The organism is Amycolatopsis sp. NPDC051102, assembly GCF_040682815.1.
Classification (GTDB): Bacteria; Actinomycetota; Actinomycetes; order Mycobacteriales; family Pseudonocardiaceae; genus Amycolatopsis.
The window spans coordinates 297,702-308,892 of the sequence record NZ_JBFBBT010000004.1; the positions used below are offsets into that span (position 1 = coordinate 297,702).

The 11,191-nt window shown below is 70.6% G+C and carries 11 protein-coding genes; all 11 read right to left on the reverse strand.

Annotated features, from left to right (window positions below):
• Positions 1 to 25 precede the first annotated feature (25 nt).
• The 11 genes from AB0M93_RS15785 to AB0M93_RS15835 all read right to left on the reverse strand — a co-directional run bounded on the left by AB0M93_RS15785 (position 26) and on the right by AB0M93_RS15835 (position 11,186).
• Complete coding sequence (locus AB0M93_RS15785) at positions 26 to 994, reverse strand: hypothetical protein (RefSeq protein ID WP_364273625.1); 969 nt, start codon at positions 992 to 994, stop codon at positions 26 to 28.
• Complete coding sequence (locus tag AB0M93_RS15790) at positions 991 to 1,494, reverse strand: hypothetical protein (protein WP_364273628.1); 504 nt, start codon at positions 1,492 to 1,494, stop codon at positions 991 to 993. Before AB0M93_RS15790 ends, AB0M93_RS15785 begins: the two co-directional genes overlap by 4 nt.
• A complete protein-coding gene (locus tag AB0M93_RS15795) occupies positions 1,482 to 2,690 on the reverse strand; it encodes an MlaD family protein (protein WP_364273631.1) in 1,209 nt (402 codons plus the stop codon). The genes AB0M93_RS15790 and AB0M93_RS15795 overlap by 13 nt, the downstream gene beginning before the upstream one ends.
• Positions 2,690 to 3,772, reverse strand: coding sequence for an MCE family protein (locus tag AB0M93_RS15800; protein WP_364273634.1), 1,083 nt, complete (start codon positions 3,770 to 3,772; stop codon positions 2,690 to 2,692). The genes AB0M93_RS15795 and AB0M93_RS15800 overlap by 1 nt, the downstream gene beginning before the upstream one ends.
• Positions 3,769 to 4,803, reverse strand: coding sequence for an MCE family protein (locus AB0M93_RS15805; RefSeq protein WP_364273637.1), 1,035 nt, complete (start codon positions 4,801 to 4,803; stop codon positions 3,769 to 3,771). The genes AB0M93_RS15800 and AB0M93_RS15805 overlap by 4 nt, the downstream gene beginning before the upstream one ends.
• A complete protein-coding gene (locus AB0M93_RS15810) occupies positions 4,800 to 5,792 on the reverse strand; it encodes an MCE family protein (protein WP_364273639.1) in 993 nt (330 codons plus the stop codon). The genes AB0M93_RS15805 and AB0M93_RS15810 overlap by 4 nt, the downstream gene beginning before the upstream one ends.
• Complete coding sequence (locus AB0M93_RS15815) at positions 5,789 to 6,793, reverse strand: MCE family protein (protein WP_364273641.1); 1,005 nt, start codon at positions 6,791 to 6,793, stop codon at positions 5,789 to 5,791. Before AB0M93_RS15815 ends, AB0M93_RS15810 begins: the two co-directional genes overlap by 4 nt.
• Complete coding sequence (locus AB0M93_RS15820; RefSeq protein WP_364273644.1) at positions 6,790 to 8,064, reverse strand: MCE family protein; 1,275 nt, start codon at positions 8,062 to 8,064, stop codon at positions 6,790 to 6,792. Before AB0M93_RS15820 ends, AB0M93_RS15815 begins: the two co-directional genes overlap by 4 nt.
• The gene (locus AB0M93_RS15825) at positions 8,061 to 8,912 is read right to left on the reverse strand and encodes an ABC transporter permease (protein WP_364273647.1); all 852 of its coding nucleotides are present in this window, start codon (positions 8,910 to 8,912) and stop codon (positions 8,061 to 8,063) included. Before AB0M93_RS15825 ends, AB0M93_RS15820 begins: the two co-directional genes overlap by 4 nt.
• A 1-nt stretch (position 8,913) precedes the next feature.
• Positions 8,914 to 9,708 carry an ABC transporter permease gene (locus AB0M93_RS15830; protein ID WP_364273650.1) on the reverse strand — a complete coding sequence of 265 codons (795 nt, stop codon included), beginning with the start codon at positions 9,706 to 9,708 and terminating at the stop codon, positions 8,914 to 8,916.
• Between the two features lie 485 nt (positions 9,709 to 10,193).
• Positions 10,194 to 11,186, reverse strand: a complete 993-nt coding sequence (locus AB0M93_RS15835) for an LLM class flavin-dependent oxidoreductase (protein ID WP_364273653.1) — start codon at positions 11,184 to 11,186, stop codon at positions 10,194 to 10,196.
• Positions 11,187 to 11,191: the final 5 nt, after the last annotated feature.

The window sequence follows — 11,191 nt, forward strand, 5'->3', positions numbered from 1 at the left end:
GGAAACGGTGAAGTGCGCGGTTGTTTCAGCGGGGGTCGAGCTGGGTGATGACCCAGCCGTCCCGGGTGTGCTCCGCGGTCACGGAAAGCTGCGCCGCGGCGCTGTCGGTCGCATTGTTGTCGGCCCGGACGGCTGATTGATCGAGAAAGACGAGTAACCGCGCGTGACCATTTTCGAGTTCCTGAACGGCGATGGCCGAAACGCGCGACGTGAGCACGAGTTTCTGTTCCGGCGCCTTCCGCCTGACTTCGGCGAAGAGCTTGTCGTAGGAATCCTTGGCCGCCCCGCGCAGCACGGCGGCGGCGGCCTTTTCGGTGACGTCGGTCCGGTCGTAGGAATAGGAGAAGATCCGGTTCACGGCCAGGCTGACGGCCGAGGTGACATCGGCGGTGGCACCGACATCGGTGAGAGCGAGGTTGGCGGCGGCGGGGGTGGAGGCGGCGGAGCGGGCTTCGAGGGTGAACCAGACACCGGCACCGGTGAGGACGAGCGCGGCGGCGAGGAGAAGGGCAGGCAGGCGGCGCCAGGCTGGGCGGGGTTTGGCGGGGGTGGACTCTGCTTCGCCTTCGGCAGTGGCTTCGTTCTGCTCGGCCTGCTCGGCTTCAGCTTCGGTCTGCTCGGTCTCGGCCTCGGCGGCTTGTTCGGCGGTGGCAGGTGCGCTCCCGGCACCGGCCGGGCCGGCTGCGCCGCCGGCCTCGGCGGCCGGCTCGCTGGTGGCGGCCCCGCTCTCAGCGGCGGCTGCAGCCGCCGCTGTTTCGGTGGCGCCGGCTTCGGCCTGCTCGGTCTCGCCTTCGGCGGCTGCGGGGGCGACGTCGGTCGGCCCGGCGGCGCCGGCCTCGGCGGTAGGCTCGTCGGCGCCGCCTGCCCGGGTGCCGAACCCGCTCCCGGCACCGGCCGGGCCAACCGCCCCAGCCTCCGTGTTCGCGTTAACGGCGTCGTTCCCGGCCCCTGCCGTCCCTTCCGCCGGGAACTCGGCCGTCTTCGCCCGGCTCATCGGGCACCCACCGGCAGCTGGTCCAGTGCGCTCAGCTTCCACCCGTCCGGTGTCCGGCTCAGCGCCGCCGCGAAGCGGTTGCGCTTGACCGCCGGGGCCGTTCCCTGCTTGGCCATCGTGATCTCCACCGAGGCCAGCAGCTTCGCCGTGCCAGCGTGTTCGTCCAGTTCGCTCAGCGCCGCGTCCACCACGCGGCCCGTGGCCACCGTCGCGTTCGCCGTTAGCGTCTTCTTCGTCGTCTCGTCCGTGCGGGCCAGCTGGTCGTGCAGGGGGCCCGTGGAGGCCGACAGCCACTTGCCCAGGCCGCCGTTCACGTCGTGGTAGTCCAGCGTGTTCAGCTCCGCCACCAGCGTGCGGCCGGTCGCCAACGCCTCGTCGCGGGCCACCCCGTACGTCACCGACGGCGCGTGGGCCGCCGAGTACCACGAATACCCCGACCAGCCCGCGAACACCGCCGCCGACGCGGCCAGCACCACCGGGACGACCTTCACCGCAGCCACAGCATCTCCTCCAGGCTCGTCGCCGTCGCCTGGGTGCCGAGGCCGAGCGGGCCCGTCAGGCCGCCCGGCAGGGCCGGCGCCGGGACCGGCGGGTGCGGCGCGTTCTGCGTGCCGCGCACCGAACTCTCGTTCCCGTACGGCAGGGTGCAGGCCGCGTCGGTGTTCAGCGGCAACGGCGACAGGTCCGTGCTCGGCCGGTGCGGCGTCTGCTCGTAGCCCTGCAGGCACGGCGGCGGGCTGTTGAAGTTCAGCACCAGGCCCATCCGCAGCGCGTCGCCGGAGTCGTTCAGCGCCGAGCCCACCGCCGCCACCGCCTTCGGGGTGTCGGCCAGGAACTGCTGCTCCGCCGCCGTGCGGGTGGCGAACACCCGGGACGTCGTCAGCAGGTTGGCCAGCAGGATCGGCAGGCCCGGGTCGTTCTCCTTCAGCAGCCCGCTCAGCTCGGACGCCGCCGGCGGTGCGCTCGCGATCAGCCGCCGCAGGTCGCCGTCCGAGTTCGCCAGCTGCTGGGCGAAGACGCGGGCGTTGCTGCTGAACGAACGCCACTCCGCCGCCGAATCCACCTGGGTGCGCAGCACCGTCGCGCCGTCGCCGATGAGCTTCGACGTCTGCGGCAGGTGGTTGCTCGCCTCCTGGGTGAACGTCGTCGCCGAGTCCATCAGCGTCTGCAGGTCCGGGCCCGCGCCGCGCAGGGCGTCGTCGAGCTCGTTCACCACCGTGCGCAGGTCCTGGGTCGGCACCGACGCGGTGAACGAGTCCAGGTCCGTCAGCAGGCTGTTCACCGGCAGCGGCAGCGTCGTCGACTCGCGGCGGATGACCGAACTGCCGTCGAGGTAGGGCGCGTTCGCCGTGCGCGGCTGCAGGTCGACGTACTGCTCGCCGACGGCCGAGCGGTTCGCCACCACGGCCCGCGAGTCGGCCGGGATCGGCGGGGCGCCGTCGTCGATCAGCAGGTCGGCCTCCATGCCGGTGACGGTGAGCCGCAGCTCGCCGACCCGGCCGACGGCGACGCCGCGGTAGGTCACCTCGCCGTTGGTGAACAGCCCGCCGCCTTCGGCGAGCTCGAGTTTCACCGTGTAGCTGCCGGAGCCGAACAGCCGGCCCAGCCCGGCGTAGTTCGCGCCGACGAACGCCGTCGTGGCCAGCGCGATCACGACGAACAAGACGACCTGGACGCGTACTCTGCGGCTCAGCATCAGCTGCCTCCGGAGGAGACCCGGGTCCCGCTGCTCGGCAGCGGGAGCGTCGGCAGGCCGGGCGGGACACCCTGGCCGGGCGGGGGCAGGGGCACCCCGGGCGCCGGGATCATCGAGGCGTAGGCGTTGATGTAGTCGCCCTTCACCGCGGCGAGCACCGAGTCCGGGAACGGGAACGTCGGCAGCATCTGCAGCGACTGCGGCAGGTTCTGCCCGGCCGCGGCCAGCTGCCCCAGGATCGGGGCGAGGGCGCGCAGGTCGGCGACCATGTCGTCGCGGCTGCGGTCGACGACGTCGGTCGCCACCGTCGAGAGCCGGTCCAGCGCCTGCAGCATCGACACCAGCTGCGTGCGCTGGTCGCTCAGCGCCTGCAGCCCCGGCGTCAGGTCGGTCAGCGCGCCGGACACCTGCTCGTGGCGGTGCTCGAGCGTCGCCGACAGCCGGTTCAGCCCGTCGAGCGCTTCGGTGATGTCGGAGCGGTGGGCGTCCAGGTCGGTCATCAGGGTGTCCACCCCGGACAGGAACGACCGGATCTGCGCTTCGTTGCCGTCCATCACCTTCGACAGCTCGCGGTTGATCGTCTGCAGCTGCCCGATCCCGCCGCCGTTGAGCAGCAGCGAAAGGGCACCGAAGATCTCTTCGAACTCGGGGTTGCGGTTGGTCCGGTCCAGCGTGATCGTCGCGCCGTTGGCCAGCCGCCCGGTTCCCGCGGGCTTCGGGTCGCCGTCCGGCGGGGCCAGCTCGACGAACTTCTCGCCGAGCAGGCTGGACTGCCGCAGCCGCGCGACGGCGTTGGCAGGCAGCACGACGTCGCCGTTGACCTCCAGGACCGTTTCGGCCGTCCAGCCGTCGCCGCCCAGCCGGACCTCGCGGACCCGGCCCACCGGGACGTCACCGACCTTCACCGCGGCCTGCGGCACCAGGTCGAGCACGTCGGCGAACTGCACGGTCACCGAATACGGGTGGTCGCCGAGGTCGGCGCCGCCGGGCAGCGGCAGGTCGTAGACACCCTTGAACTCACCCGAAGAGCAGCCCGCGAGGGTCAGGCACCCGACGGCCACGGCGGCGAGGACGCGCTTCATCGCTGCCCCCCGTTCGTGTACACGTCACCGGTGACCGGCAACGGCAGCGGCTGGAGGTAGTAGTCGAAGTTGCCGCGCCCGCGCAGCCGCCCGGTGGCCGGGTCGACCGCGTTGAGCACGTTCGACACGGCGAGCGGGACGGCGTCGAGCGTGCCCGCCAGCGACTCGCGCTGCTCGACGAGCGTCCGCGTGGTCGTCACCAGGTTGTCCACATTGGCCTTGAGCGCGCCGCGGTTGTCGTGGATGAACGCCTGGACGTCGCCGAGCGCGCGGCCGAGCCCGTCGAGCGCCCGGGCCAGGTCGCCGCTGTCGGCGGCCAGGGTGGCGGAGATCTGCGACAGCTGCTGGTTGACGTTGCTCACCTGGCTGTCGTTGGTGGCCAGCATGGTGGTGAACTGCTGCAGCTGGTCGACGGTGCCGAACAGGTCGGTCGAGTTGCCGGCCAGCGTGCGGGCCAGCTGGGCGAAGTTGCGGACGCTGTCGTTGAACGCCCGGCCGTTGCCCTGCAGGTTCTGCGCGCCGGTCTTCAGCAGGTCCGACAGCGCGCCCTGGGAGTTGGCGCCGTTCGGGCCGAGTGCCTTCGAAATCGTGTCCAGGCTGGCGTAGAGCTGGTCGAGCTCGACCGGGGTGGCCGTCCGCTGGACCGGGATCGTCGCCCCGTCCGGCAGCCGGGCCCCGCCGCGGGCCGGCTTGGCGAACTGGAGGTAGCGGTCGGCGACGACGCTGGGCGCGATCACCAGCAGCGTGGTGTCCTCGGCGATCCCGACCGAGCCGTCGACGCTCATGTCGACCTGCACCTGCTCGCCGCGCGGGGTGACCTTGTCGACCTGGCCGATCCGGACGCCGAGCACGCGCACGTCCGAGCCGGGGTAGACGCCGACCGCGCGCGTGAAGTACGCCGTGACGTGGTGCTGGCCGGAGCCGGAGAAGATCCACCACATCGCCGCGGACACGACGAGGGCGAGCAGCAGGGCGGCGGCGACGAAACGGGTCGCCAGGACGCCGGCGCGGGTGTTGGTCAGCGTGCTCACTTGGCCCCTCCCGGGTTCTTCGGCGGGGTGCAGGGGTCGTGGTTCTCGGGCAGCAGCCCGCAGAGGTAGGCGTCGATCCAGCGGCCGTTGCCGGTCGTGTCGGTGAGCACCCGGAAGTACGGCCCGGCCAGCTGCAGGCCCTTGGTGAGGTTGTCGTTCTGCCGCTTGAGCAGGTCGGTCACCTGGTTCAGCGCCTGCAGCGCCGGCTTGAGCTCGGCGCTGTTGTCCTTGACCAGCCCGCTGAGCTGGTCGGCCAGCCGCGCGGAGCCGGTGAGCAGGTCGTGGATCGCGTCGCGGCGCCGGTTGAGCTCGGTGAGCAGCAGGTTGCCGTCGCCGATGAGCTTCTCGAAGTCGTCGTTCGAGTTCGCCAGCGTCGTGGTCAGCTTCCGCGCGTTGGCCAGCAGCTCGGCGATCTGGCTGTCGCGGCTCGACACCGTCTTCGACAGCTGGGACAGCCCGTCGAGCGCGCTGCGGACGTGTTCGGGGGAGTTGCGGAAGGTGTCCGACAGCGTGGTGAAGCTGTCCGCGAGCTGCTTGGTGTCGATCGCGCCCACCGTGTCGGCGAGGCCGTTGAAGGCGTCGGTGACGTCGTAGGGCGTGACCGTCCGGGTCCGCGGGATGGGCCGGGCGGGGTCCTGGACGCCGTCCCCGGTGGGGTTCAGCGAGAGGAACTTGCGGCCCAGCAACGTCTTGATCTTGATTTCGGCGGACGTGCGGTCGCCGATCCAGGCGTTCTTGACCCGGAACGAGACGAGCACGTGGTCGTCGGCCAGCTGCACCTGGCGGACCTCGCCGACCTTGATGCCGGCGACCCGCACCTCGTCGTCCGGCTGCAGGCCGGCGGCTTCGGAGAACTCGGCCTCGTAGGTGGTCCCGGCGCCGACGATCGGGAGGTTGTCGTAGTTGAGCGTGACGGTCAGCACCGCGGCCAGCGCGAGACTGCCGGCCACGCCGAGGACGATCGGGTTGCGCTCCTTGAAGGACTTCACGATTCGCACCTCGGCGTGGGGACGTACACGCCGCGCTGAGGCGTGGTTTCGAGCGTGGCGCGGCAGAGGAAGAAGTTCATCCACGAGCCGTAGGAGGCGGTCCGGCCGATCTCGTTGAACTTCACCGGCAGGTTGGTCAGGAAACTGTCCACATCGGACTGGTTCTGGGCCAGGGTGCCCGCGACCTCCTTCAGCCCGCTGATGCTGTCCTTCAGCGGCGGGCGGGCCTGCTCGAACAGCCCGGCGGTGGACTCGGTCAGCGCGCCGATCCCGCTGATGGCGTCGCCGATCGCGGCGCGGTCGCCGGCCAGGCCGGACACCAGCTGCCGCAGGGTCGAGACGAGGTTCGCCAGCGCGTCGCCCTTGCCGTTGACCGTCTTGAGCACCTCGTTGAGGTTCCCGATCACCTCGCCGATCACCTTGTCGCGCCCGGCGAGGGTGGTGGTCAGCGAACCGGTGTGGGCGAGCAGGCTCTCGACGGTGCCGCCTTCACCCTGCAGCACCTGGACGATCTCGCCGGAGAGCTCGTTGACGTCGTTCGGCGACAGCGCCTGGAACAGCGGTTTGAAGCCGTTGAAGAGGTCGGTGAGGTCCAGCGCGGGTGTCGTGCGGTCCAGCGGGATCTCGGCGCCTTCGGGCAGCTGCTCCCGGGTGGCGGTGTTCCCGCGCTCGAGGGCGACGTACCGCTGCCCGACCATGTTGCGGTACTTGATGACCGCCCGGACGTCGGCGGGCAGCCGGCGGCCCTGGTCGAGGGAGAACCCGACCACCGCGCGGTTGCGGTCGCCGATCTCGAGGGACTCGACCTGGCCGACGCGGACGCCGGAGATGCGCACGTCGTCGCCGACGTTGAGCGCGGTCGCGTCGAGGAACTTCGCCGTGTACTTCCTGGTCGAGCCGACGCCGGAGTTGGTGATGGAGATGGCCAGCAGCGTCGTGGCGAGCGCGGTGACGGCGATGAAGATGAGGCTCTTGATCAGCGGGGAGGCGATGTTCCTCACTTGAGCGTCACCTCCGTGCCGCGGTAGAGCGGCCCGACGAGCACGCTGCTCCAGGCCGGGACCTCACCCGTCGGCACGCCGATCGACGGCGCGACGAGCGTGGCCAGCAGCTGCTGTTCCTGCGGTGAGTTCGCGACGCCGAGGTCGCCCTGGCCGCCGGTCAGCAGCGGGTGCCCGGTGGTGCCGGGGGCGGCCGCCGCGGTGCCGATCGTCGGGGCGACGCCGGAGGGGTAGCAGCGCGGCTCGCCGCCGCCGGTGAAGCGCGGGTCGTCGCGGCCGGGCAGGTACTTGCCGCTGTCGGCGGTCACCGCGATCTCGGCGTGGAAGCCCGGTTCGCCCGTGCCCGCCCCGAGCACCTTGTCCATGGATTTCCTCAGTGCGTTGAGCGAGCCGATCGTGCAGGCGAAGCTGGGGGAGTACTTCGCCGCGATCTCCAGCGGCGCGCGGCTGTCGGCGGCCAGGGAGATGAGGTTGTCGCGGTTGTTCGCCAGGAAGGCGGCGACCTCCTGGGACGACGAGGTGACCTGCTGGTACACCCCGGCCAGGTCGGCCTGCTTCTCCTTGACCGTGTTGAGCGTGACGGCGGAAGCGGTGAGCGCGTCCAGCAGGTCGGGCGCGATGTCGCCGTAGAGGTTCGAGACCGTCGCGAGGTCGTGGAGGTCCGCGGTCAGCTGCGGGAGGTCCGGGTTGAAGTCCTTCAGGTAGTCGGCGGCGGTGCCGATCGTCTTGCCGAGCTGCTCGCCGCGTCCCTCCAGGGCCGTCGAAACCGCGGTCAGCGTCGTCGCCAGCTTCTGCGGCTGGACGGCCTGCAGCACCGGCAGCAGGTTGTCGAAGACCCGTTCCAGCTCGACCGCGTTCGCCGAGTGGTCCTGCTCGATGACGTCGCCGGCGACCAGGTGCGGCGCGCGCACGCCGTCCGGGATGGACAGCTGAACGTACCGCTCGCCGAACAGCGTCTTCGGCACCAGCAGCGCGGAGACGTTGCGCGGCAGCATGTCCACCTTGCCCGGTTCCAGAGCAAGCGCTATCTCCGCGCCCTGCGGTGTCGCCCGGACTTCGCGGATCTCGCCGACGAGCACGCCGCGCGCCTTGACCTGGCCGCCCGGCGAGAGCTGATTGCCGATGCGGCTCGCCTTGAGCGTCACCGGGACCGTGGTGACGAAGTCCTTGTCGTACACCTTGATCGAGAGCGTCACCAGCACGCCCATCACCACGAGGAACAGCACGCCCGCGGTGCGGATCCCGGCCTTGCGGCGGGTGTCGCGTCTCATCCGGCCACCTGCACGGTCGTCGTCGCGCCCCAGATCGCGAGGGAGAGGAAGAAGTCGAGCACGCTGATCGCGACGATCGCGGTGCGCACCGCACGGCCGACCGCGACGCCGACACCGGCCGGGCCGCCGCTCGCGCGGAAGCCGTAGTAGCAGTGGGCCATGACCACGACGACGCTGAAGACCAGGACCTTCCCGAACGACCACAGCACGTCGCCGGGGGGCAGGAACAGCAGGAAGTAGTGGTCGTAGGTGCCGGCGGACTGGCCGAAGAACAACACGGTGACCTCACGCGAAGCGAGGTAGCTCGACAGCAGCCCGATCGCGTAGAGCGGGATGACGGCGAGGAAACCGGCGATCACCCGGGTCGTCACCAGGTACGGGACGCTGGGGATGCCCATGACTTCGAGGGCGTCGATCTCCTCGGAGATCCGCATCGCGCCGAGCTGCGCGGTGAAGCCGCAGCCCACGGTGGCGCTCAGGGCGAGGCCGGAGACGAGCGGCGCGATCTCGCGCGTGTTGAAGTAGGCGGAGACGAACCCGGCGAACGCCGACGTCCCGACCTGGTTCAGCGCGGAGTAGCCCTGGAGGCCGACGACCGTGCCGGTGGCGACGGTCATGCCGACCATCACGCCGATCGTGCCGCCGATGACGGCCAGCGCGCCGCTGCCGAAGCTGACCTCGGCCAGCAGGCGGACGACCTCGCGCAGGTAGCGGCGCAGGGCGCGCGGTGTCCACGCGATCGCGCGGAGGAAGAAGAGGATCTGGTCGCCGAGGGTGTCGAGGAAGCCGAACCGGCGGTCGACGGCCTCGCGTACCCGGGCTGTTCTCGGGAGTTCCGTGGTCGTCACTTCAGCTCCCCTTGGGCGGCACGAGTTGCAGGTAGACGGTGGTGAGCACCAGGTTCAGCACGAACAGCAGCAGGAACGTGATGACCACGGACTGGTTGACCGCGTCGCCGACGCCTTTGGGGCCGCCCTTGGGGTTCAGCCCGCGGTAGGAGGCGACGACCCCGGCGACGAAGCCGAAGAGGACGGCCTTGATCTCGCTGATCCACAGGTCGGGCAGCTGGGCCAGGGCGGAGAAGCTCGCCAGGTAGGCGCCGGGGGTGCCGTGCTGCATGATCACGTTGAAGAAGTAGCCGCCGAGCACGCCGACGACGCTGACCATGCCGTTGAGGAAGACCGAGACGCCCATCGCGGCGAGCACCCGCGGCACGATGAGCCGCTGGATCGGGGAGACGCCGAGCACTTCCATCGCGTCGATCTCTTCGCGGATCGTGCGGGAGCCGAGGTCGGCGCACATCGCGCTGCCGCCCGCGCCGGCGATGAGCAGCGCCGTGACGATCGGGCTGGCCTGCTGGATGATCGCGAGCACGCTCGCCGCGCCGGTGAACGACTGTGCGCCGATCTGCGTGGTCAGCGAACCGATGTGCAGCGCGATCACCGCGCCGAACGGGATCGAGACCAGCGCCGTCGGCAGGATGGACACGCTCGCGATGAACCAGAACTGCTGGATCAGCTCGCGCACCTGGAACGGGCGGCGGAAGGTCAGCCGGACGACGTCGAGGCCGAGCCCGTAGAGCCGTCCGGTCTGCCGCAGTGCGGCCGCCCCCGGGAACGACGCCGTCGTCGTCCGTTCGGCCATTCGTGTGCCTCCAGCGGTTTCGGCGGCACGCCGAATACACCCGAGATGACCAAAGGGAAATGGACCGAACGGGCTAACAATTGTCGGCCATTCACGGTCTCGGGAGTACCGTGCCGTTTCCTACTGGTCGGTACGCTAACGACGGCCTTGCCGGGAGACAAGAACTTGAGCAGGATCACGGGGTCACGGGCTGGTAACCGCGCATTTCTTGTCCGGTACTGACAAACGGACCCGATCTTGTTGTCAGCGAAGGGAAAGAAACTCCCCTCCCAGCCGTGCCGACGCTCGACGACCCACCCCGGTTTGTCAATTCCCGCGCACCCGCAGCGGACGACATGCGTGACGGAGAAGCCGACACGCGTGATCAGGGAGCCGACATGCGTGATCAGGAGGACGACACGCCGCGGGCTTCCGGGTTGCGCCGTGTCGACCCTTCAATCACGCGTGTCGACCTTTGAATCACGCGTGTCGACCCTTTGCGCACGTCAGGACTTGAGGGCGGCGAGGAGCTCGTAGGAGCGGACGCGGTCGGCGTGGCCGTGGACCATCGTGGTGACCATCAGCTCGTCCGCGCCGGTGTCGGCCAGGAGCTGCTCCAGTCCCTTTTGGACGGTCTCCGGCGAGCCGACGATGCTGGAGCCGAAGCGCTCGGCGAGGAACGCGCGGTCCATCTCGGTGTACGGGTATTCCGCGGCCTCTTCCGGCGTCGGCAGCGCGATCGGGCGGCCGCGGCGGAGGCTGAGGAACGTCAGCCCGCTGGGGCCGGCCAGGTACCGCGCGCGCTCGTCGGTCTCGGCGGCGACCACCGACACGCCCAGCATGACGTACGGCTCGTCGAGCACGCCGGGCCGGAAGTTCTCCCGGTAGAGCTGCACGGCCGGGATGGTGTTCTCGGCGGCGAAGTGGTGCGCGAAGGAGAACGGCAGCCCGAGCCGCCCGGCGAGCTGGGCGCTGAAGCCGCTCGAACCGAGCAGCCACACCGGCGGCTGGTTGCCCTCGGCCACCACGGCGTTGACGCCGCGAGCCTCCGAATGGGTGAAGTAGCCGATCAGTTCCTGCAGGTGCTCCGGGAAGTTCTCCGCGGACAGCCCGCCCGGGCCGCGCAGCGCCAGCGCCGTCCGCTGGTCGGTGCCGGGCGCGCGGCCGATGCCGAGGTCGATCCGGCCCGGGTGGAACGCCTCCAGCGTGCCGAACTGCTCGGCGACGACCAGCGGCGCGTGGTTGGGCAGCATGATCCCGCCCGAGCCGACGCGGATGCGCTCGGTGGCGTCGGCGACGTGCCCGATCAGCACGACGGTGGCCGAGCTGGCGATGCCGGGCATGTTGTGGTGCTCGGCCAGCCAGTAGCGGTGGTAGCCCAGCCGTTCCGCGGCGCGGGCGAGGTCCAGGGTGTTGCGCAGCGTCTCGCCGACGGTGTTCCCCTCCGACACGGGGGACAGGTCGAGCACGGACAGCGGCACGTCAGGCAGTGAGCTCACAACCG

Coding starts and splice junctions, on each gene's coding strand:
- AB0M93_RS15830 (WP_364273650.1), bottom strand. CDS start 9,708: ATGGCCGAACGGACGACGACGGCGTCGTTCCCGGGGGCGGCCGCACTG.
- AB0M93_RS15820 (WP_364273644.1), bottom strand. CDS start 8,064: ATGAGACGCGACACCCGCCGCAAGGCCGGGATCCGCACCGCGGGCGTG.
- AB0M93_RS15795 (WP_364273631.1), bottom strand. CDS start 2,690: ATGCTGAGCCGCAGAGTACGCGTCCAGGTCGTCTTGTTCGTCGTGATC.
- AB0M93_RS15800 (WP_364273634.1), bottom strand. CDS start 3,772: ATGAAGCGCGTCCTCGCCGCCGTGGCCGTCGGGTGCCTGACCCTCGCG.
- AB0M93_RS15785 (WP_364273625.1), bottom strand. CDS start 994: ATGAGCCGGGCGAAGACGGCCGAGTTCCCGGCGGAAGGGACGGCAGGG.